Raw genomic sequence first — 20,488 nt, 5'->3', positions numbered from 1 at the left:
TTTGCATTGGCAGTTATCCCGCGTTGCCTGTCAACTCCCGAGCAAAGGAGCCTGATCGATGACCATCGTGAAGTTGCATCCGCTTTTCGTTGCCAAATTCAACGCCGTCGACATTTCCCGGCCAATCGATGAGCCCACTTTCAGAAACATTGAAGAGACTCTGGATGAACATGCTGTCGGAGTATTTGCGGGACCCCGCATCGACGAGGAAGCGCAGATCACTTTCGCCCGGCGCTTCGGGACACTTGAGCAGCAGAACGGTGTGCTGACGACCGGCATCAAAGCCCGGATCAGCCGGCAGCTCGTCGATATCTCGAACCTGGACGATAGCAATGCGCTGCTGGCCCAGCAGGACCGCCGGCGCATGTTCTCGCTGGGAAACCAACTTTGGCACACTGATTCATCCTTCAAGCGCACGCCGGCGAAATACTCCCTGCTCCATGCTCATTCGGTAACGCCCGAGGGGGGCGAGACACAGTTTGCCGATATGCGTGCCGCCTACGATACATTGTCGCCGAAAATGAAGGCCCGAATCGAAACGCTCGTGGCAGAGCATTCGATCTTCAATTCCCGTGCCACGCTCGGCTTCACCGAGTTTTCCGACGAGGAACGCCGCGCGATGCCGCCGGTCCATCGCGGTCTCGTGCGCGTCCATCCCGGGTCCGGACGCAAGACACTCTATCTCGCCTCGCACGCCTCGCATATCGTCGGCTGGCCGGTCCCCGACGGTCGAATGCTGATCCGCGAACTCATTGAGCACGCGACGCAGCCGCAGTTCCTCTACACCCATCGCTGGTCGGTGGGCGACCTGGTCATCTGGGACAATCGCTGCACGATGCATCGCGGCCGGCCCTACGAGGAAGGCATCTATCGCCGGGACATGCGTCGCGCGACGATCCAGGACCTCGATCCCGGAGTGCAGGATCGTCGGGTTGCCTGATCGCCGTCGTCGAGGACTAAAGCAAGAAAGGGAGGAACGAAATGTCAGGTGCGCTGACTGACGAGTCTATCGCCCGCTATAAGAGCAACGGCGTCCTCTGGCCCTTTTCCGTGCTCGAGCCAGCCGAGGTATCGCGCTATCGCAATGCCCTGGAGGCGTTCGAGCGCGCGCAAGGTGGCCCGCTTCGAGGCTCCATGATGTTCAAGACACATCTCGTCTTCACCTGGGTCGACGAGCTGATCCGCCATCCGAAAATACTGGATGTGGTGGAATCGATCCTCGGCCCCAACCTGCTCGCCTGGAACACGCATTGGTTCATTAAGGAGCCAGGCGACGGACGCTATGTGGGTTGGCACCAGGATCTGACCTATTGGCATCTGGAACCCGACGAGGCCATCACCGCCTGGATCGCACTGTCGCCGGCAACGGTAGATAGCGGTGCGATGCGCATGGTGCCGGGCACCCACCGGCGCGAGGTCGTGGCTCACACGGATACCTGGAGGCAGGGTGCAATGCTCACCCGTGGACAGGAGATTGCCGTCGAGGTCGACGAGGCCTCGGCGATCGATGTCGAACTTGCAGCCGGTGAGATGTCCCTGCACCACCACAAGATCTTCCACGCTTCGCCCGCCAATTGCGCTCAGGACCGGCGGATCGGTCTGGCAGTGCGTTACATTCCCACGCATGTACGCCAGGTGGCTATCACTGACGATAGTGCTGCGCTCGTGCGGGGCGTGGACACCTACAATCATTTCCGACACGAGCCGCGTCCGACGCGCGACATGGATCCGGAATTCATTGCTTTGCGCGAACAAGCCGCCGAGCGTCAGAAGAACATTCTCTATGCCGGAACGGGTCGAACGACATTGCGTGCGGACCTGTAGCGATGGACTGTCACGTTATCGGCACCTCGCCGATCGGGAGAGTGAGGTAACCGATTGGGGTAAGTGCTTGCCAACGTGCCGCCCGCCCGTCGAGCGAAGAGACCGTTCGATTTTAATCCCACTTCCACCGCCATATATCGCCGATTGCGCTCTATGACCCGCTATGTTCGCCGATCACCGCACACCACGATGCGGTATAATGAACAGCCGTTTCCACGTTATAGACCAATACTTGCGCGCCCGGGCCGGCAGTGCGGATGCTTTCGATCAACGAGCGCCGTCCGGCGGCAGGGGCGTGAACGAAGGTCTGATCCAAGAGCCGCCATTAACTTGGCGTAAAGTTACCCAGCAACTTCGAGCCCCATATTGTCCCTTGATGTCTCTAGTTCAGCCTTTGGGAGCTGGACGCGACTATGTGATCTGAACCCGTCAGATTTCGCTCTCCCTTGGAGCAGCCGAGGTTTGCTCACGTTCAGCGAAGTCGCTGATGGAGGCCTTGCCGGTAACCTGGCCGCCGAGCACTTCGGTCATGACGCCCTCGAATGCCTCGACGACTTTCCCCGGGGTAGCGCCAAGTGCGTGTTCGAACAGCAAGGCGTCGTGCATCGGCAGGACGATTCTAACGTCTTCGATGGAGGCCACGGCCAGCAGTGCGCGCTTGAATATCAGCGACGCTGTGCCCTGAACTACTTGGCTAACCGCCGAGCGCTGCTCCTTGCCGGTGAGTTGTCCCCCGCCGGCTCGACGGTAGTGGTTGCCTAGAACGGTGGACACCCGGCCCGCGCTCTGAAACTCGGCCCACACCTCCTTCTTCCAGTCTTCGTAGCGTTGGAATAGCCGAAACGCCTCTTTCGCCTTTTGCCTATCAACTCCGAGCGAGACGGCGGCGTCGACGAGTGCTTTGCGGCTCATCCCGTATGCATAGGACAAGAATAGCTGCTTGGCCGCCTTTCGGTCGCCGAAAAGCCCTAGGTGCGTTGTCGCGAAGATCTCGTACATGTCACCCGCCGCATAGAGCCGCTTGAGTTGGTCGTCGCCGGATAGTGCTGCCATGATTCCGACCTCGAACTGGTCGAAGTCGACGTAGCTGAGTTGGGCGTCTCCGTGCGCGGTGATGATCGACCGATATCGTTTCGGGATGTTTTGAAGGCTAGGACTACGTAGTTGCACGCGCGACGTGCGCGACCCGAACACGTCGACAACCGGTCGCGTACTGTCGGTGGATAGGGTGAGAGAGCCGAGCACTCTGCGCGCCGCGCCGAGGGCGAGGAGCGCCGTGGTGTCGCCGCCGAAGTCGTGTTCGTGTGGCACAAACTCTAGGAGGTACTCGACGGACACTTCGTCCAACTCGAAGCCTTCTTTGAGTAACTTGGTCTCGATTGCGCGCCTGCTCGGCGTCTCGAGCGGCATGTCGTGCTTCGCGGAGTAGTCCTTTAGCAGCAAGAAGTAGTCGTGCTCTGCCTGGGCTCGCTTGTCCGAGAGCCCCGCCGTATCGATGGAGATGCCGGCCGACATCGAGAGCTGGAGCAACCGATAGACAGGCACTTCGACGGAAACGAAACGCTCGAGCTCGCCATCGGTGGTCGCCTGCGCGCGGAGGTCGCGATACATCGCCGCAATCGCCGTCGCGGCCTTCACGGCAACCCCTTCGTCAAACGGGACGCCCTTGTTGAACATCTTCTGGTACATGTCACAGACTTCTTGCTCGGCCCCATATTTCTCGAGCCGAGTCGTGACGTCGCGCTTCTCGCGCGCAAGCCTTTCCTCGGGAACTCCGCTGATCGAGATGCGGAGTTCGTCGACGTCGATGATCGTGCCAGGCAGCGTGCCCGTCCGGTCGAACAGCGCATCGCGGATCATCCAGAAGTCGTGGCACACTACGATACCCGGAAATTTGACGACACTGGCAGCGTCGGTCTTCCGGAGCTGCCCGTCCTGGAACCAGAAGAATACGTCCGCTCCTCTCTCGGTGAAATCCTTTACGAAGAGCAGCAGCCTAGTGTCGAGGTCAGTCATAACCGCTAACCTCGTCGACGAGGTTCAGGAGATCGGTGCTTTCCCGCACGGCGAACGGGAGGCCATCCTCGTTGCAGTGGCGCTCGGCTCTTGGGCCCGTCCCCTTCAGGCAGACGGGGACATGACCATAGAGCGGACGCCGCGCTTTTTCGTCTAGGACAGACGAGGCAATGAGGAGGTAGCGGGCGTTCTGGTAGGGCAGGGTCGCGAACTCCTGCACGCACTTCTCGATCAGTGCCTTCTCATCGACGCAGCGGAGCCAAATCATGATGGCCGCCGACTCGCCCGATTTCATGTCTTCTCGCAGTTTGCGGTCCGCCAGTGCTACTAGGTTGTCTGACCGGTGCCGCCGCACAGCGAGCAGCATCCAGATGTTGTAATTCTGCCAGTCGTGGATGGCCCCGTCCTCCGCGAGCAGGAAAGCCTCCAGGGCAGACAGGCAGCGACCATCGCGATCAAGCGTGGCGATCAACCGGCAGTATTGATCAGTCGTGACGGCGTGCTCGGACAGCGAGCGTGACAGCGTGTCGAGCAGGTTGGCCGACAACGCGTCGCCCACGTCGAAGAGTCCGGACTCCACGATTTTAGCCACCCGGTTTACCGCGAAGCGGAAAGTCCGCGTCTGGGAGTCCCCCTGCGCAATGCATCGGCTCAGAATCTCGAATATGTACGTTACCGACCTGGTGACGATTCGTCGGCTGCGAGACTGCCACATCTGATTGATCGCGATGGTGGAACTGTCCTGCGAGGGGAAGTACTCTGCGACTTTCTCATTCGATACGTCGGGTGCGAGGATTTCGGTCTTATTGGCGTTGATGTTGAGGCCGACCGTCCGCAGCTGCCGGATGAGGTCCTGAAGGGCGCGCCGGGCATGCAGCTCGGAGTCGGCGATGATGCGGATGTCGTCGACGTAGCGGTAGTAATCGTAGCCCTTCCTCGACATCTCCCGATCCACGAACGAAAGCAGAATGTTGGACAGGAAGGCCGATGCGTCACGATTCTGCGGCAGGCCATGGTCGCGGCTGAACGTCCATTGCTGGAGCAGTCGGTTGAGGGTGGCGATCGCGTTGCGGATCTGCAGCTTCTCCGGTCCGGTCGCCGCGAGGTCGGGGACTGCCTCCTCGAGCGCTTTGATGATCTGCACGCGCGAGACGTTCTCGAAGAAATTGCTCAGGTCGGTGACCAGCAGATGCCGTCCTGACTTACGGAAGGTCAGCGTGACGCCTTCAAAGGTGAACCAGCGGTCGATTTTGTTCTTAAACAGATACTTCGCATTGAGGGGAGCGGGCTCGAACCGATAGCTTAGGACGCGGTGGCCAAGGAGAGGGTCGTAAAATGGGATCAGAAAACTGCAGATGGCCTGATAGACGAAGCGATCGAAAAAGTCCGTCTCCAAGCCATAGCGCTCCCCGTAACCCTTCTTAGGAATATTGCGGACAACGCTACGCGTACCCCGGTACTCGCCATTCCATTCCTGCAAAAGCGTGATAATGATCCGCTTCGCCTCGGCCGGATTTTTGAATAGGTCGTCATACTGCAGGCAGTCAAAAAACCAGTCGTCACGCATGTCTTGGCGTAGGTGCTTCAGCACCAGCTCGAACTGCACTGGGAAGCCGAGCGCTTGGCCGTTTAGCCAGAATGCGGGATCAAGCGCATAATCGCTCTTTTCCTCGATCTTATCACGATTATTCACTCTAATGTGCTTTCCTGGCTTTAGTAAATTGAGCCCAAGTGCTGCATCCGTCTATTCCAGTTTTACCCGTTCGTTAACAACAGCCAAGCACCCGGGAGTCGCTTACAACACAACGGCTGCCTTCGGGTTTGTGACCGAGAAGCTGCATGCGCGCTCTCAGCCTGATACCCCAGTCAACGGCCTTAGCAGGTATCGGGTGGAACGTCCGCCAGCATCGCCGGCACGAGGCCACTCGCACTTTCCAGTGCCGCGGTTCTTGCCGCGCTTTCGCGCGTGGAGAAGGGGACCTGGGACCAAACCGCCGCCACCCTCATTCTCGTCGACGACATGCTGAGGCAGACGGGCTGCCTTTAGGGCAACGACCAGCGGGCGGGTGAAGGCGCGGGTCCTTGGCTTCGGCGACATCGTCAAGGGACTGTAAACGAAACAATCGCAATATACGAAACAATCGAAATCAATGTCGCAGGCGAGTCGGCATCAACCCTTAGCGTCGTAAGCGCAGCGAAACACTATATATAGAGGGCGTAGAAACTGGCGGCCTTCCATTGCGCACCGTCGGCGCGGGCCTGGTCCGGGCCATACCACCAGGATCCGCCGGCGGTCAGGGCCTCGTCGCCGCGCCGGTCCGCCAGCCACTCCCAAACGTTGGCGCCCATGTCGTAGAGCCCGTTGACGCCGCGCTTGGTAGTCGCGACCGCGACATGCGCCTGGCGGTTGTTGTTCATGCCGTCGGGGGTGTCGCCCACGGGATATTGGTAGGTCTGACCGCGCACGTAGCCGTCGGTCGGTCGGTCGCGCTGCTCGGTGTAGGCGGCGCTTCGCCACTCGGCGAGGGTCGGCAGCCGGCCGCCGACATGTCGGCAGAAGGCATCGGCCTCGGCCCAGGTCACGTGCACGGCGGGCTCGGAGTCCTGGCCGGGCTGGCCCTGCGGACGCTCATAGGTCCAGCCTTGCCGCCGCGTCCATCCGCCGGTGTATTCGAAGCCGCCGCCCTCGCGCTCGGCCGCGGTCCGTAACGAGGTGGCGCGGGCGAAGGCGCGGAACTGGCCGATCGTCACTTCGGTGGCATCGATGCCCATTCCACCGATGCGCACGGGCTCCGGCCGTTGTGCGAGACAGGGGACGGCACTGGCGATCGCGACCGCAACGGACGCGGTAGCGATCGTAAGGCGCGAACGGATCATGGGCGTCATGTGTCTTGAGTTGGATGGGCGCGGGACCTGCCGCGCCGGAGCGTAGGTCGTGTCGCCGGCAGGCCGCAAGACGGCGCGTTGGCGGGCTAGGGGCCGCGTCTTTCGGCCCGCCGTCCGGCGGCTTGCGTGCTCAGGCTCGTGACCAGCAGGTAGACGCTGATCAACAGTGCCCACAGCGGGAAGACGATGAAGGTCCAGTCGAGCCACGGGCTGGCGAACAGCAGGAAAAGTCCCATCGCGAAGCCGGGCGCCGCCAGCCAGCGCGCGATGAAGGCGGTGCGCAGCGCGATGGTCGAGGTGATCAGCACGAAGATGCCCGCCATCCGGATCGCGTAGACGTTGACCAGCGTGTAGGCGAAGGCGCGCGCCAGGGCGAAGGCGGGCGAATCGCCGAGCGCTCCCGGGTGAGCGACATGGACCAGGACGAGGGCCCCGAACACGGCGCTGGCCACGAACATCAGGACGAGGAAGAGAAGCCCGCTGCCCAGGAAGACCGTGGCGAACAGGCGGTCCTCGGCCTCGCCCAGGCGGTCGCGCACCACGCCGATGAACCACAGGAAGGCGACACCGGCGAACGGGATCAGGTTGATCGCCAGCACGACCCGGTCGAGGCTGCTGGCCAGCCACGCCCCGTGCTCCGCCGGGTCCCGCGGCACCGCCGATAGGAACAGCAGGAACGCGAGGGTCAGCAGGCCCGAGAACAGGATGCCGGCGACCGCCGCCGCCCGCGGCGTGCGCAGCCTGTCGCGCGTCAGCGGCGCCGGCGGCGTCATGGCCGGGCGGCGGGGAAGGCGTCGATCGTGGCGGCCGCGTTGGACAGCGGCTGCTGGCTGACCCGGATGAAGCCGGTGCCTGGCCGGTCGATGTCCAGGACCAGCAGCACCATCGCCGCCACCAGGATGCCGGTGATGTAGACGGGCACCCGCGTCCGCTTGGATTCGACGCCGCTGCCGTAGCCCGCGAAGCCGATGCCCATGATCGACATGGCGTAGAGCGCGGCGATGACGACAGCGGGCAGGCGGTTGGTCATGGCCGACAGGCGCTTCTCCTGGTCGTCGATCATCTCGTTCAGCGACTGGATGAACAGCCCCGTCGGGACCATCGCGTTGTCCTTTGCCGCCACCGCCTGGGCCTGCCGCCAGAGCGCCTCCTGCAGGAGGTTGGAGCGGGCGATCGCCTGCTCGAACGCATCCGGGCCGACGGGGGCGCGGGCGAGATCGAGGCGGATCTGGACGTACTCGCGCAGCAGCTTCACGGACTCGCGGTCGTGCGGCGCCGGCAGCAGGCGGGCGCGCAGTGCCGTCGTGCCGATCGCGGCGGCCTCGATCACTGCGCCGTCGCGCCGGGCCTCGAAGCGCGCCAGGGCCATCGAGAAGGTGAACCCGATCATGAGCGCGAGCAGGCCGAGGATCGCACCCTCCAGGGTCGACACCGCGGCCGCGCCCTGTCGGGCCGCCCGCACGCCCAGCCAATGCCCCGCTTCGCCGGCGCCCAGGATCAGCACCAGGCTCGCCGCAAAGATCACCGGCAGGGAATGGGAGTCGAGGTCGAACGGCATTGCCGGCGCCCGCGCTAGCGGTCTTCCTCGAGATGGACCTTGATGCGGCCGGCGGCGACCGCCGCTTTCAGCAGCGCATGGCCGCGCTCGGTCTGATCGGCATAGGCCACCGCGAAGGTCGCCATGGCCTCGTCGAACGCCTCGCTCCGGCCGAGATAGCCCGCGATCAGCCACGGATGGCTGGCCCGGCCGTGCGCCCGCGCCAGGGCCCAGCCGCAGGCCTTGCCGAAGAGCAGCAGGTTCTTGCGGTCGAAGGTCTCGACCAGTGGCTTGATCTTGGCGTCGCGCAGCTGGCGAACGTAGAGGTCGTTGCCGCGCACGCCGGTCGCCCAGCCCAGGAAGATGTCCGACGACGACTGCATCAGGCGCTGGCCCTGCACCACGCGCTGGCCGGCATGGCCATAGACGCTCTTGCCGACATGCGGCTCCAGCACGGAGGGCACGGCCTCCTTGAACTGGAGGAACAGCGGCTGGTTCGAGGACGACATCAGCAGGCCGATCGAGCAGTACCGGCCGACGCTGCCGATACCGACCACCTTCATGGCGACGTCGACCAGGCGATAGCGATCGAGCAGTGCCTTGCGATCGTCCGGCAACGTATCGCGGTAGCTGGCAAAGGCCTTGTCCACGGCCTCCCGGAAGCCTTCCGCGCGCGAGAACTCGGGGTGGAAGATCAGCGGGGGCTGGTCCTTGATCTGGATCTGGCCGCCGACCATTTCCGCCAGCTTGGGAAAATCGATGTCGGAGGCGCGCTCTTCCATCGCCTTCTCGATGCGGCGCTGCACGCGCTTCCTGATCTGCGGGTCGTCGGCCAGGTCGTAGAGTTCCTCCGGCCCGATCCTGGTGTACCAGGCCTCCAGCGGGCTCATCTCGGCGACCTCGCGCAGGCGCTCGCGGTAGCTGCGGGCGGCGGCCTGAGCCGCCTCCCGCCCGGCCGCGTCCGACAGGCCGTTCGACCGCGCCGCCAGCACGAACGAGGCGACCAGGCGCTTGAGGTCCCATTCCCAGGGCGCCGGCAGGGTTTCGTCGAAATCGTTGATGTCGAAGTTGATGCTGCGCTCGGGCGTGGCGAAGCCGCCGAAGTTCAGCAGGTGGCAGTCGCCGCAGGCCTGTACGTGAACGCCCGTCGAGGGAGCGGCCGCGAGGTCGGCGGCCATCACGGCGGCCGCCCCTCGATAGAAGGTGAACGGCGATTGCAGCATGCGGCCGTAGCGGATCGGCAGCAGCTCGGTCTGACGCCCCTCGTCGGACGCTTGGAGAATCTCCAGCGGATCACGGCGGCCCTTCGGACGCTTCCATTCGCCCTGGCTGGCGCGCGGAACCGTGTCGCGCAGGCGCTTGCCCGCGGCGACGAGGTCGTCGGCCGGCACCGAGTGCACGGGACGCTCCAGTTCGGGCACCGCTGGCCTGGCGCGCAGCTTCGTCACATTGGTCATGGACTGCATCCTTCGACAGGCGGTGTTTCCGCGCCGCCCCTGCAGACTACAGGCCGCCGGCAGGGCGGGACTTGAGGCAGGTCAAGGCTGCATCCCTCGCGGGGGCGGGCGCGTTCATGGCGCGCGAACACATCAGCCCCTGGAGGATTTCATGGCGCAGACGCCCAAAAAGCCCGACCCCAACGAGGCCTCGGCCAGTTATAGCGGCACCGAACAGGCCAAGGACGCGCGTCGCGAGGAGCGGCGGGAGAAAGGTGTCTACGGCGCCGAGGCTGAGGAGGGGCCGGGCTACAAGCGCGAGGACGCGGAGAAAGGCGGCCGCTACGGCCAGGAACGCACCGTGGAGCGCAGCGAGGACGACGAGGGCAGCTCCGAAGCGGCGGTGCCCCCGGCGGACCGGAAAGCGGGTAAGATGCCGGACCGCAAATGATGCCGGTTTCCGGCGGGAGAGTTCATGGGCCAGCCGATTTCCGAAGCCAAGAAGGCGATCTTCCTGCAGCGCGCCGAAGCGCGGCTGGCCTTCGCCCGCAACCTGACGGCCGGCGACGCGAACCGGGACGCCAAGATCCGCGAGGCGGAGAAGGCGCTGCAGACGGCGCTCGCCTCTAAGACCGCTCCGGTGCGCAAGGCCGCCAAGGCGGGGAAGCCGCGGAAGAAGCGCGCCCGCTGAAACGGGCCGGCGAGCGGGGACGTGCCTTCAAACCGCGCGATTTCGACGTCTAGAATGGTCTAGTGTTGCTCGACACATCGCATGCTGCTGCCATCTTCCGGAGAGGGAAAGTCGATGCTGAAAAAGTTTGCCGTGGCCGCTCTGGTCGCTCTTCTTCCGGTCGCGCCTGCCCTGGCCGAACCGGCCATCTTCACCTGGACGGGCTACGGGCTGAACGTGCCCGGCAGCGGCAAGTGTCCGACCTACAAGATGACGATCAAGGTGACGGTCGTCGGCACCGAGGTCGATGGCTGGTTCCAGCAGGAAGGCCGCCCCGAGCGCGGCTTCAAGGCGACGCTCGGGCCCGACATGAAGTTCAAGTCGACGGCCGTCGTCGGCGGCGGCAACAAGATGGACGTGGTGGGCTCTCTGAAGCCCGGCGCCTCGACCATCATGCTGGACGGCTACTGCCTGTTCGAGGGTCCGCTCAAGGCCCAGTGACGTCTCCTCGAACGGTTCGTTCGACCGGCCTCCGGGTCGCTAGCTGGCGATCCAGAAGGTGTCGGGTTCGTAGAGGCCGATGTATCCGCCCGGATCCCAGGCCCAGTAGCCCTTCTCCGGCACGTTGCGGATCTTCTTGGCCACCGTCACAGGCTGGCGCACCTCGTTCACCGTGCCGATCGAGAAGACCTCCTCGGCATTCACCGCCAGGATCGCCTCCCACGCCTTGCGTCGTTCGGCGGCGTCGACCGACTGCTCCCACTGGTGCAGCAGCTCGAGCAGGTGCTTGCCGACCTCCATGTCGCAGGGCTCGCCCTGCTTGCCCTTCGACTCGATGTAGAGACCCCATTTCGGCCATTGCAGCCCGCCCTGCATCACCGGCGTGAACTCGCGTGGGCTGGTGTCGGCGGTCGGCGCGGCCGTGGTCATGCCGGCATAGGCGGTCATGATCGCCTCGCCGGAGGTGGTGCGCAGGCGGAAATTATCCGTGGTCTGCGGCTTCAGCAGCGCCTTGATCCCGACCTTCTTCCACTGGTCGACGACCAGGGTCATCGTGTCGACCTCGTCGGACTTCTCGCTGGAATGCTCGATCACGAACATCGCCGGCTGGCCGTTGGGCAGCAGGCGGATGCCGTCGTTGCCCTTCTTGGCGAGCCCGATCTCGTCGAGCAGCTTGTTTGCGGCCTTCACGTCATGGGTCGCCCACTTCGTCGCGTACTCCGGCTTGAACAACGGCGAGCGTGGCATGATCGTGTTCGCCGAGGGCTTGGCCATGCCGCCATAGACGACCTCGCTCAGCTCGTGGCGGTCGATCGCCAGCGACAGGGCGCGGCGGAAGCGGACGTCGCGATTGATCTTGCGCCAGGTCTCGTCGTTGGCGTTCATGTTGGGATAGAACGCGACCTCCGAGCCCGAGCCCTTCTCCCACAACAGCGCCTTGATGCCCGAGGTCTTGGCGGCATCGCGCAGGAAGGTGTAGTCGCGCAGGCCGAGATAGCGCGGTTGCAGGTCGGATTCGCCGAGCCCCGCCTTGGCCGGGATCAGGTTGGCCGCGACCACCGTCATGATCACGTCGTCGATGTAGGGCAGCTGCTGGCCCTTGCTGTCGATGCGGTGGAAGTAGGGATTGCGCACGAACACGAAGCGCTGGGCCGGCGGCACCGTGGTGAGGACCCACGGGTTGAGGGTCGGCAGGTCGACGTTGCTGTTGCCGTACATCGCATCCTGCCGCTTGAACACGTTGGACCAGCGGCTGCCCTTGAACTGCTTGAGGATCTCCTCCTCGGCCGTGTACTTGCCGTGGAGCTTCTTCAGGTAGTGGGCCGGGCGGAACAGGAACAGCGGCGCGGCGCGCGCCTGACTCTCGATGAAGTCGGGGTTGGGCTTGTCCCAGCTGTAGCGGATCGTCACCTCGTCGAGGATCTCGACCTTGGGCGGCTTGCCCTCGACCAGCAGCTCGACCGAAGGACCGTTGGGCGACAGGTCCTTGTTGTTGGCAATGTCCTCCCAGAAGAAGCGGAAGTCCTCGGTGGTGAAGGGATGGCCGTCCGACCATTTGTGGCCGGCGCGAAGCTTCAGGGTGAACTCGCGGCCGTCCTTGACCTCGTAGCTTTCGAGGATGTCGGGATGCAGCTTGAACTTGTCGTCGTACACGATCAGCCTTGTGTAGCTGTAGATCGTCATCAGACGGGTGTCGCGTGTGGCCGCGACCAGCATGTTGAGCTGGCCCCCGTGTTTGCCGATGCCGTCGGCGCCCGAGAAGCTCTCGAGGACGCGCGGCTGCTTCGGCAGGCGCTCGGCGACTGGAGGCAGTGCGCCCGACTTCACCTTGTCGCGCAGGCCCGGCGTTTCCTGCAGGGGCGGCAGATTCGCGGCAAAGGCCGGGACGCTGCGCGCCACCAGCCCCATCAACAGCGCCTGCGTCAGAACACGTCTCTTCATCGCCCGCCCCATTGTTTGCCCATTCACCCAATGCTCCCGCGCTCAGTATGATGCACAACTAAGGCAGAAATCGTAGACTTTCTGAAGAATCGGACCGGGAGGAAACGACGCATCGGCCGCAGCGGGACCGTCTTCGGCGCGCCACACTTTTTCCCGCGTATCTGTCAGCCGAAGCCGGCTCCGGTGGCATTCCTCGACGCCCGGACAAGCTCAGCTGGACCAGGTACGCAGTCTCGCGGCCAACAGGCTGGCGATCATCAGATTGCCGCGCGCGTTCATGTGGAGAGTGCCATAGAAGTCGCCTGGCCTTGGCTCGGCGGCAAGTCGATGGAACGTGTCCAAGGTCGCGATTCCATGCATTGCCGCACACTCCAGAAGGGGGCGCAGCACGTTCCTTTGTTCCTGCGCCCGGCGGCGGCCCGACCAGGCATCGGCATCGTATTGCGCGACCAGGAGGAACTTTACCCGGCTCACGGTCTGAAGGTTGGCAAGGCGCTCGATGAGCGCCTGGGAAATATGGGCTCCGGTGCCGGCACGATGAACCCGGATCGAATAGCCGGTGAACTGCTGAAGCGCGGGTGGCAATTCGATCAGCAGCCGTTCCATCCGCCGCCGCACGGCAGTGGGCGGTTTCCTGCGCTCCGGTACCGGCACGCCTCTCAGCACGAGCTTCCCTCCCTGGAGGGCGAACCAGGGTTTGTCGTGCCACCACATCCGCCGCATCTCGGTGCGTCGAACGTCGTCGGCGATCATGCTCACGATCACCATGGCCAGCCCATGTAGGGCCGTCAGCCGTTCGGTTCGCAGGACGATCTGGTCCAGACCGTAGCCGCTGACGCCGCCATTCAGGACGGTGCGGCCGGTCAGCCGTTGCAGCTGTGCGGGCCAGGCGTCGAGGTCGGCGACGTCCTCGCCGTAGGTGAAGGAATCGCCGACGGCCAATATTGGCGCATCGGCCGAGGCCGGCTTCTCGCCCGAAAACCTCAATCCGTTCGCCTCGATCGTGACCGGACCGCCATCTCTTACGGTGCCGCGGACTCCCGGTCGCGGGACGTAACCGAGATCGCCATCATGGACATGAAGAAATTCGTCGGCCATCGCTCGAGTCCAAATTCCGCCGGCATCCTAGAAGTAAGATGCCGGCATAAACAGGTCGTCGATGACCGCCGTTCCCCGCGCGCAGGCAGGGATCGCCAAGAGGCTCGCAGCGTCGTCTTCAGGTCTTGCCCATCTTCAGCTTGCGCTTCTCGAGCTCGGGCTGGAGCTTGATCATCACCTCCATCGCGATCTTCTGGCCGAAGGTCTGGGCCACCGTCATGCTCTCGGAGAGGATCTGGGGCATCTCCTTGACCATCTTGCGGCCTACCGGCGAGTCGTAGAAGGCGGTGACCTCGGTCAGCTCGTCCTTCGTGAAGTGCTGTGCGTACACCCCGGCCATCGCGTCGATCATGGTGGGAATCTGCTTGGCGAACTCTGCCTGCATGAGACCGATCACTTCGGCGATCTCTGCAGTCTTGCCGGGATTGGCCTGCTCAAGAGCGGCCTTCTGTGCCATCAGCACGCCGTTCACCATCTGCTGGCTCAGCGCGGCGGAACCGGACTTTTCCATGAAGACCTTGGCCTGGGCCAGCGCGGCCGAATCGACGGGCTTCGGCGCCTGGGCCAATGCGGGGGTGGCGACGGCAAAGGCTAGAGCGAACAACAGGGTGGGAAGACGCATGGGTTTCCTTCATTTCTCGGGAGCGATCTTGGAAGCCGCTTCCGCCGCGACGGGCGGGGAGGCAAAAGGCAATGCCGGCCAGCCCCTTGTGGTTCCCGAGAAGAATGGATGACGGTGGCGCGTCAGCGGCCCTGCTGAAACCAGCGCGCCGAAGCGGGGACCAGATCCGTATCGGATAGTTGCTGCGAGTCTGTCGAACGTGCCTAGGATGGGCGTCCCCGAAGAGTAGAGCCCGCCCATGACGCCCACCCAAAAAGGCCCCTGGACCATCCTCTCCGCCGAGGATGTGTACGAGAACCCGTGGATCCGGCTCACCCATCATGAGGTGCTGACGCCGGCGCAGACACCCGGGATCTACGGCCTCATTCACTACAAGAACCTCGCCATCGGCGTCGTTCCGGTCGATGCGGAGGGCCATACCTATCTGGTCGGGCAATATCGCTTTCCGCTCGACAGCTACAGCTGGGAGATCCCCGAGGGCGGCGGGGCGCACGGCGTCGATCCGCTGGAGTCGGCAGCGCGCGAGCTGCGCGAGGAAACCGGCCTCACGGCGCGGCACTGGCGCAAGCTGCTGGAGGCCGATCTCTCGAACTCGGTCTCCGACGAGCGCGCCGTGGCCTATGTCGCCTGGGGCCTGACGCAGGGCGAGTCCGAGCCGGAAGCCACCGAGGAACTGGCGGTGCGGCGCGTGCCGCTCACCGAGGCGTTCCGCATGGTCGAGGCCGGCGAGATCCGCGATGCGCTGAGCATTCTGTCGCTGCAGGCCGTCCGGCTGCTGCACCTGGAAGGAAAGCTCGACCTGTCGGTGTGAGCGCCCCGATTCCGGGCGCCGGTCAGGGGGCGGTGGCGTTGGCGATGATGCAGCCCAGGGCCTGCTGCAGGTGGTGACGGTTCGGCGGGAGCATGAGCGTTCCGCCGAAGCGGGCGTTGATCTCGAACACCGCGATCCGTCCCTCTGGCGTCACCCCCTCTGGCGTCACCATGTAGTCGACGCTGCAGGGGCCGTCATAGCCCAGCGGCAGAAGCAGTCGCTCGATCGCGGCCAGCGCGCCGGCGGGCGGAGCGACGTCGGTCATCGACAAGAAATCGACGCCCTGCCTTATGTCCTGGCCGACTTTCTTTTCGAAGGCGCAGGTGCAGGACCACAGAACGCGTCCGGCCTTGCAGACACAGTGGGTCGCGTATTCGACCGGGGTGGCGAGGTACTGCTGGACGATGAACGAGCCGCTGTCCCACGGTTCGGCGTGCAGGAACGCGTCGAGCTCCTGGTCCGATCGCAGGATGCGGCTGCCGTAGGCAAAGGCCGCGTTCACATACTTCACGATGCAGGGATAGCGCACCTGCTCGCGCGTCGCATAGGTGACCGGACAGAGGTCGGACAAGCCCTCCGTCGCCACGTAAGCGGCAAAGGAAGCCTTGTTGCGCAGCACGCCGACCGCCCGGCGATCGGGTGCCAGCGAGTCCATCGTGCGCGGACAATTCAGGATGTTGTCTTCCGACAAGGGGACGATGACGGTCCGGCAGGCGGCAGGCGGCGGCAGGGGGCGCACCGGATCGTCCGGCCACATCAGCACTTCCGTCACCGCGGGAAGCGCTTCCCAGGTCTGTATCTCGGAAAGGCGGGCGAGCCAGTTATCGGCGAAGCTGCCGAAGATCACGACGCGGACGGGCGCCTGCCCGGGCGGGGGCGGCGGCAGCTCGAGCCGCAGCGGGATGGCATCGACCGAATTCTTGGCGCGATGCAGCATCGACCGGAACGGGAGCGGCAGGACGGCGCGCAGCCGGCGCGCCGCGGTGCCTGTGCCCCACTTGCGCAGCGCGATGATCGCCTGGGTGAGGGGCGGCTGGCGCATCACGCCGAAGCCGGCCCCGCCATGCCGCCGGTCAGGCGCCGGACGAGGTCGACATAGTGGCGGGCGCCCGCTTCGAGGGTGAGGTTTTCCGTTATGTAGGCGCGCGGAGAGAATTCCTGTTTCAGCACGCCCGACCAGAAGCGCGGGAAGGTGGCGCTGAATTCGGCGGCGTCCCGGAACGTCATCCCGCAGCGCGCGTCCCAGTAGGGCACGGTGGTCACCGGGCCGAACTGGACGCGGTGCGGATAATAGTTGGTGTCCTGCCACGGACCGCCGGGGTCCCAGGCGAAGACCGGCACGTCGCACGACAGCGCCTGCTCGAGCGCGATGCCCTGGGTCTCGTGCTCGCAGAGGAACACCATGGCGCGCGCGCGGGCCAGCAGATCGCGGAACTGCGGTTCGCGGTAATGGCCGTAGGCGAGGGTGGCGACGCGAAGGCCGCGGGCCATCAGGTCCAGAAGGATCGGATCGCGCACGGCGGCGCGGTCGCGGGGAGGATCGACGCGGATCTTATCGTAAACCAGCACATCGACGTCCTTGGCGACGTGAGGCGAAGGCTTCCAGCCGTCCGTGTCGATGCCGACGGGCCAGACATGAACCTTGTCGCCCCAATGCGGCTCGAACATCTTGCGCACCCATTCGCAGGGAACCAGCACGCCGCGAATGTCATGATCGGTGAGCAGGGTGGGATGGGCGAACGGATGGTCGTAGCCGGAAGCCCCGAAGACGATCGGCGTCGCGCGCGGAATCTTCGCAAGGACCAGGGGCTTGCCGATGACGCAGGCGACCGCGCCGGGGTTGCGCCGCAGATGGCGGTAGTCGTTCACGCGATAGCGGATGCCCAGCCGGTCGAGCCCGGCGCACAGGTTGAGGAACACGCGCATATGGCCGCCCGGCTGCTTCGGCCCGCGCAGGAGGCGCCGGACGACGCGTCGCGGGTAGCGATCGAACGGCAGCCAGCGATCCGGGTCGCCTTCTTCGTAGAAGAGGTTCAGGGGGGCGGCGTCACGCGCCGGGTCGGGTCTAGCCATCGGTTGAGCGAGCCTCGAATCCGAAAGGATTCTGTATCCTCAGGGTGCCGGAGGACATGGCGAGTCCTTGGGAGACATGGGCGCGGCCCGTTCGTGGGCCGGCGCTCGCACTTCGCCGCCATGCTCGCCACCGGCGGCCGGTGATGCAATTGAATGCGAGGTCCCTGTGCTCTGGCGGAATTCGCCTTCCTGTTGCGACGAAAGGACCATCGAAGAAACCCTGCTGCGCCTAAAGCGGTTGCACAGGCCGCAATGCGCGACCAGAAACCCGCTTGTGCGCGCGAATCGTAGGCCGTGCTAGGGTTGTTTCGCAAGCTCGATGGGCCCGGCAATTGATGCTGGCAGACAGGTGGTGCAGGGGTCGGATGTCTAGGATCGCGCTCAAGGCAGGCGAATTCGGTTCCTCCCCGCGGGAGGATGGACCGCTCGGGAGTCGCCGGGCTCAGATGCTCTGCATTCTGGTCGTCCTCGGTGTACTGGCCGCCAGCGCGGCCATGCTTGTCGTGCCGCCGACGGTGTACTCCCGGGTCATGGCCTGGGACCTCCTGTTCAATCTGTCGGGTGCCTGGGCCATCTTCAACGGCCAGTCCCTCCATACGGACGTTCACGATCCGCTGGGCGCCGGGTCTTTCTGGTTGACCGTTCTGGGCTTTCATCTCATCGGCGTGTCGCTGCGTGCGTTCCTCGTCGGCAAGATCGCGATGTCGGCCATCGTATTCGCCATTGCCACGGTCGTGGCCCTGAGACGTCTCTCGCCGGTTCCCGCGGCGATATTCGTGCTGATGGTGTCGCAGCTTTGTCTGCTTCCCACGAACACGGGCGACCTGCTCGACGACTTCACCTTCGCGATGTCGTACAACCTCTATGGCTGGTCCGTCGTCAGCGTGCTCGCGCTGGCGCTGTTTCTGCCGCCGATGGCTGACGGCCGGGGCCATTGGTGGGACGTCGCATGCGTCGCGGGTCTCCTCGCGCTTCTGTTCTATCTCAAGATCACCTACTTCCTGGCGGGCCTCGGCGTCTGCGTAGCGGCCTTCATCGTCAATCCATCGGTGCTCGAGCGCTGGCGGAGCTGGGCCGTCGCGATGTTGGCAACGTCGGCGCTGCTGGTGGGGCCGTGGAACTGGGCCTACCTGGACGACATCTCTTCGGCGGTCGGTTCGGGCGCCGTCAGGTCGCGCATCTTGGAATTGCTGATCATGTTCTCGGCCAATGCGTTCGAGCTTTCGATCTATCTGACGATTCTCTTCGCCGCGGTCGCGCTATGGCGCATGAAGTGGGCGTCGTTCCGACTCATCCTCGCCGTGCTCGCTCTCTATGGCGCGGGCGTTGCGATCCTCAGCCAGAACGCCCAGTTGCGCGGGCTCACGCTCTGTTCAGTGTCGGTTTTCCTGCTTTACAGGGAGCTGAGCCTCCACCGCTCAGCCGGCCCGTCGCCAGTCTCCTTCTGTCTTGCCGCGCTGCTCACATTGCCGGCCATCATCTGCTTGAATACGACTTTCAGCCTCGGCCTCTATGCGAGGAGGGCCTTCAGCGACTTCAACGTCCATACGGTCCAGACGTCCGCGTTGAAGGGGCTTTCCGTCCCCGTCGAGATGGTGCCGTCCTGGCATGCGCTTTCCGCGCGGGGCGGAGACTACTCTTGGCGTTTGCGGACACGCTCGGTCCATGGCGATCCGCCGGTCACGCAACTCCAGTATGTTCACACGATCGTCGAGGCCGTCAGTCTCCTGCAAGGGGATGGTCGTGAACCGGGCGGGGTTGCGGTGATCGACCAGGTCAATCCACTGCCCTTCGCATTGGGATGGGCGCCGCCCGCCGGCGGCAATCTTTGGTACGATCTCGGCTTCCCCTGGCCGAGCCCCGAGGCCGCCCTGGCGAACGTTCGCTATGTACTGATCCCCAAATTCCCGACAAACACGGATATTTCGAGGGAAGCTCTGCAACGCTTCGCGCCCTATCTCGAGCGGCACTACCGATCGGAACTGGTATCGGAGAGTTGGCAGCTCCTCGTCCGGCAATAGGCGGTCTCGGTCTAGCCGTGCCTCTTCAAATGGGGAAGACTGTCACCTGACGATATCACGGAGTTCGCCCGCCATGTCTCAGCTCCAGTACGAAGCGCTCCATCCCGAGTTGGGCGTCCGCCTGCGCGGCGTCGATGTCGGCACGCCGCTTTCACCGGATCTGGTCGCGGAGATCCGGGCGGCGATCGATCGCTACTCGTTCGTCTGCTTTCCCGATCAGTCGATGGACGACGACAGCCAGCTCGCGCTGACGCGGCAGCTCGGCAATCCCGAGCCCAGCCATACCAGCGTCGGCAAGGTCGAGTATTTCGGCACCATCGGCAACGTGCAGAAGGATGGCACGGTGCTGGGCAATACGCACAAGAAGACCATCTTCCTCACCGGCAACAACATGTGGCACTCCGATGCCTCGTTCAAACCGGTGCCGGCCTTCCTCTCGGTGATGTGCGCCTACGAGACGCCGTCCGAGGGCGGCATCACCATGTTCGTCTCGCTGCGCGCCGCCTACGACCGTCTCTCGGCCGAGCGCAAGGCCGAGCTCGAGCCGCTGATCGCGATCCACGACTACGTCCATTCGCGCTCGAAGGTCGCGCCCGATGCCGTGTCGCCGGAGCTGGCGGCCTCTCTGCCGCCGGTGCGCCAGCGGCTGGTGCGCACCAACCCGGCGACGGGAGCCAAGAACCTGTTCCTCGGCAGCCACGTCCGCGAGATCGAGGGCATGGACCCGGCGGCCGGCCGCGCGCTGATCGACGCGCTGACCGATGAGGCGATCCGGCCCGAGCATGTCTATCACCACGCCTGGCAGCCGGGCGACGTCGTGCTCTGGGACAATCGCTGCCTGCTCCATGCCGGCAGCGGCTACGACGCCGATCGCCACCGCCGCTACATGCGCCAGACCCGCGTCAGCGGCACCTGCTCGTCGCTGGACGAGGCCGCCTGACCGCGCCTCGTCGGACGAGGGCCGGCGAGCTCTGACAGGCGCTGCGAAACTGCACCCATGACGATGGCCGTGCGCCGGTCGATACTCCGCGTTCGCCCGATCAGCAGTGGAG

At 64.5% G+C, this 20,488-nt stretch carries 19 protein-coding genes; 8 read left to right on the top strand and 11 right to left on the bottom strand.

What is annotated here, in order from left to right; all coding sequences use genetic code 11:
* The first annotated feature begins 58 nt into the window (after positions 1–58).
* Together ACP15H_RS19080 and ACP15H_RS19075 are read left to right on the top strand one after the other, a co-directional pair.
* Positions 59–940: a TauD/TfdA dioxygenase family protein gene (locus tag ACP15H_RS19080; protein WP_425067735.1), complete on the top strand. Its 882-nt coding sequence runs from the start codon at positions 59–61 to the stop codon at positions 938–940.
* A gap of 41 nt (positions 941–981) precedes the next feature.
* Positions 982–1,824 (top strand): phytanoyl-CoA dioxygenase family protein, encoded by an 843-nt coding sequence (locus tag ACP15H_RS19075; protein ID WP_425067734.1) that lies wholly within the window; start codon positions 982–984, stop codon positions 1,822–1,824.
* Positions 1,825–2,253: 429 nt separating this feature from the next.
* Here ACP15H_RS19075 and ACP15H_RS19070 read toward each other — a convergent pair whose 3' ends face one another.
* The 6 genes from ACP15H_RS19070 to ACP15H_RS19045 all read right to left on the bottom strand — a co-directional run bounded on the left by ACP15H_RS19070 (position 2,254) and on the right by ACP15H_RS19045 (position 9,720).
* Positions 2,254–3,840, bottom strand: coding sequence for a DNA polymerase (locus ACP15H_RS19070; RefSeq protein WP_425067733.1), 1,587 nt, complete (start codon positions 3,838–3,840; stop codon positions 2,254–2,256).
* Entirely contained in the window at positions 3,833–5,533 is a 1,701-nt protein-coding gene (locus ACP15H_RS19065) for an RNA-directed DNA polymerase (RefSeq protein ID WP_425067732.1), read from the bottom strand. Before ACP15H_RS19065 ends, ACP15H_RS19070 begins: the two co-directional genes overlap by 8 nt.
* 509 nt (positions 5,534–6,042) lie before the next feature.
* Positions 6,043–6,717, bottom strand: a complete 675-nt coding sequence (locus ACP15H_RS19060; protein ID WP_425067731.1) for a formylglycine-generating enzyme family protein — start codon at positions 6,715–6,717, stop codon at positions 6,043–6,045.
* A gap of 95 nt (positions 6,718–6,812) precedes the next feature.
* Complete coding sequence (locus ACP15H_RS19055; RefSeq protein ID WP_425067730.1) at positions 6,813–7,499, bottom strand: hypothetical protein; 687 nt, start codon at positions 7,497–7,499, stop codon at positions 6,813–6,815.
* Entirely contained in the window at positions 7,496–8,284 is a 789-nt protein-coding gene (locus ACP15H_RS19050) for a hypothetical protein (protein WP_425067729.1), read from the bottom strand. The genes ACP15H_RS19055 and ACP15H_RS19050 overlap by 4 nt, the downstream gene beginning before the upstream one ends.
* Before the next feature lie 14 nt (positions 8,285–8,298).
* On the bottom strand, positions 8,299–9,720 hold the full coding sequence (locus tag ACP15H_RS19045) for a DUF2252 domain-containing protein (protein WP_425067728.1): 1,422 nt from the start codon (positions 9,718–9,720) through the stop codon (positions 8,299–8,301).
* A 151-nt stretch (positions 9,721–9,871) separates the two neighbouring features.
* Here ACP15H_RS19045 and ACP15H_RS19040 point away from each other — a divergent pair, with 151 nt between their 5' ends.
* The 3 genes from ACP15H_RS19040 to ACP15H_RS19030 all read left to right on the top strand — a co-directional run bounded on the left by ACP15H_RS19040 (position 9,872) and on the right by ACP15H_RS19030 (position 10,870).
* Complete coding sequence (locus tag ACP15H_RS19040; RefSeq protein WP_425067727.1) at positions 9,872–10,150, top strand: hypothetical protein; 279 nt, start codon at positions 9,872–9,874, stop codon at positions 10,148–10,150.
* A gap of 24 nt (positions 10,151–10,174) precedes the next feature.
* Positions 10,175–10,390, top strand: coding sequence for a hypothetical protein (locus ACP15H_RS19035; RefSeq protein ID WP_425067726.1), 216 nt, complete (start codon positions 10,175–10,177; stop codon positions 10,388–10,390).
* Between the two features lie 114 nt (positions 10,391–10,504).
* Complete coding sequence (locus ACP15H_RS19030) at positions 10,505–10,870, top strand: hypothetical protein (RefSeq protein WP_425067725.1); 366 nt, start codon at positions 10,505–10,507, stop codon at positions 10,868–10,870.
* A gap of 39 nt (positions 10,871–10,909) precedes the next feature.
* Here ACP15H_RS19030 and ACP15H_RS19025 read toward each other — a convergent pair whose 3' ends face one another.
* The 3 genes from ACP15H_RS19025 to ACP15H_RS19015 all read right to left on the bottom strand — a co-directional run bounded on the left by ACP15H_RS19025 (position 10,910) and on the right by ACP15H_RS19015 (position 14,531).
* On the bottom strand, positions 10,910–12,811 hold the full coding sequence (locus ACP15H_RS19025; protein WP_425067724.1) for an ABC transporter substrate-binding protein: 1,902 nt from the start codon (positions 12,809–12,811) through the stop codon (positions 10,910–10,912).
* Between the two features lie 210 nt (positions 12,812–13,021).
* On the bottom strand, positions 13,022–13,909 hold the full coding sequence (locus ACP15H_RS19020; protein WP_425067723.1) for an SGNH/GDSL hydrolase family protein: 888 nt from the start codon (positions 13,907–13,909) through the stop codon (positions 13,022–13,024).
* Between the two features lie 118 nt (positions 13,910–14,027).
* Positions 14,028–14,531, bottom strand: a complete 504-nt coding sequence (locus ACP15H_RS19015) for a DUF2059 domain-containing protein (protein ID WP_425067722.1) — start codon at positions 14,529–14,531, stop codon at positions 14,028–14,030.
* A 238-nt stretch (positions 14,532–14,769) separates the two neighbouring features.
* Between ACP15H_RS19015 and ACP15H_RS19010 the strand changes: the two genes are divergently transcribed.
* Positions 14,770–15,342 (top strand): NUDIX domain-containing protein, encoded by a 573-nt coding sequence (locus ACP15H_RS19010; protein WP_425067721.1) that lies wholly within the window; start codon positions 14,770–14,772, stop codon positions 15,340–15,342.
* A gap of 22 nt (positions 15,343–15,364) precedes the next feature.
* On the opposite strand, the gene ACP15H_RS19005 is transcribed toward ACP15H_RS19010, so the two are convergent.
* On the bottom strand, positions 15,365–16,384 hold the full coding sequence (locus tag ACP15H_RS19005) for a hypothetical protein (protein WP_425067720.1): 1,020 nt from the start codon (positions 16,382–16,384) through the stop codon (positions 15,365–15,367).
* Positions 16,384–17,415, bottom strand: coding sequence for a glycosyltransferase (locus ACP15H_RS19000; protein WP_425067719.1), 1,032 nt, complete (start codon positions 17,413–17,415; stop codon positions 16,384–16,386). Before ACP15H_RS19000 ends, ACP15H_RS19005 begins: the two co-directional genes overlap by 1 nt.
* A 446-nt stretch (positions 17,416–17,861) precedes the next feature.
* Here ACP15H_RS19000 and ACP15H_RS18995 point away from each other — a divergent pair, with 446 nt between their 5' ends.
* Complete coding sequence (locus tag ACP15H_RS18995) at positions 17,862–19,436, top strand: hypothetical protein (RefSeq protein ID WP_425067718.1); 1,575 nt, start codon at positions 17,862–17,864, stop codon at positions 19,434–19,436.
* A 73-nt stretch (positions 19,437–19,509) separates the two neighbouring features.
* Entirely contained in the window at positions 19,510–20,376 is an 867-nt protein-coding gene (locus tag ACP15H_RS18990) for a TauD/TfdA dioxygenase family protein (protein ID WP_425067717.1), read from the top strand.
* The last annotated feature ends 112 nt before the right edge of the window (positions 20,377–20,488 follow it).

This window comes from Reyranella sp. (assembly GCF_965249915.1).
GTDB lineage: Bacteria > Pseudomonadota > Alphaproteobacteria > Reyranellales > Reyranellaceae > Reyranella.
Note: the sequence above shows the minus strand (reverse complement) of the source record. Positions and strands in the feature narration are given on the sequence as shown.

Bases quoted from the DNA above. Each gene is read 5' to 3' on its own strand.
- ACP15H_RS19080 (WP_425067735.1), top strand. From the start codon at position 59: ATGACCATCGTGAAGTTGCATCCGCTTTTCGTTGCCAAATTCAACGCC.
- ACP15H_RS19075 (WP_425067734.1), top strand. From the start codon at position 982: ATGTCAGGTGCGCTGACTGACGAGTCTATCGCCCGCTATAAGAGCAAC.
- ACP15H_RS19070 (WP_425067733.1), bottom strand. From the start codon at position 3,840: ATGACTGACCTCGACACTAGGCTGCTGCTCTTCGTAAAGGATTTCACC.
- ACP15H_RS19060 (WP_425067731.1), bottom strand. From the start codon at position 6,717: ATGATCCGTTCGCGCCTTACGATCGCTACCGCGTCCGTTGCGGTCGCG.
- ACP15H_RS19055 (WP_425067730.1), bottom strand. From the start codon at position 7,499: ATGACGCCGCCGGCGCCGCTGACGCGCGACAGGCTGCGCACGCCGCGG.
- ACP15H_RS19050 (WP_425067729.1), bottom strand. From the start codon at position 8,284: ATGCCGTTCGACCTCGACTCCCATTCCCTGCCGGTGATCTTTGCGGCG.
- ACP15H_RS19045 (WP_425067728.1), bottom strand. From the start codon at position 9,720: ATGACCAATGTGACGAAGCTGCGCGCCAGGCCAGCGGTGCCCGAACTG.
- ACP15H_RS19040 (WP_425067727.1), top strand. From the start codon at position 9,872: ATGGCGCAGACGCCCAAAAAGCCCGACCCCAACGAGGCCTCGGCCAGT.
- ACP15H_RS19035 (WP_425067726.1), top strand. From the start codon at position 10,175: ATGGGCCAGCCGATTTCCGAAGCCAAGAAGGCGATCTTCCTGCAGCGC.
- ACP15H_RS19030 (WP_425067725.1), top strand. From the start codon at position 10,505: ATGCTGAAAAAGTTTGCCGTGGCCGCTCTGGTCGCTCTTCTTCCGGTC.
- ACP15H_RS19025 (WP_425067724.1), bottom strand. From the start codon at position 12,811: ATGAAGAGACGTGTTCTGACGCAGGCGCTGTTGATGGGGCTGGTGGCG.
- ACP15H_RS19020 (WP_425067723.1), bottom strand. From the start codon at position 13,909: ATGGCCGACGAATTTCTTCATGTCCATGATGGCGATCTCGGTTACGTC.
- ACP15H_RS19015 (WP_425067722.1), bottom strand. From the start codon at position 14,531: ATGCGTCTTCCCACCCTGTTGTTCGCTCTAGCCTTTGCCGTCGCCACC.
- ACP15H_RS19010 (WP_425067721.1), top strand. From the start codon at position 14,770: ATGACGCCCACCCAAAAAGGCCCCTGGACCATCCTCTCCGCCGAGGAT.
- ACP15H_RS19005 (WP_425067720.1), bottom strand. From the start codon at position 16,384: ATGCGCCAGCCGCCCCTCACCCAGGCGATCATCGCGCTGCGCAAGTGG.
- ACP15H_RS19000 (WP_425067719.1), bottom strand. From the start codon at position 17,415: ATGGCTAGACCCGACCCGGCGCGTGACGCCGCCCCCCTGAACCTCTTC.
- ACP15H_RS18995 (WP_425067718.1), top strand. From the start codon at position 17,862: ATGCTCTGCATTCTGGTCGTCCTCGGTGTACTGGCCGCCAGCGCGGCC.
- ACP15H_RS18990 (WP_425067717.1), top strand. From the start codon at position 19,510: ATGTCTCAGCTCCAGTACGAAGCGCTCCATCCCGAGTTGGGCGTCCGC.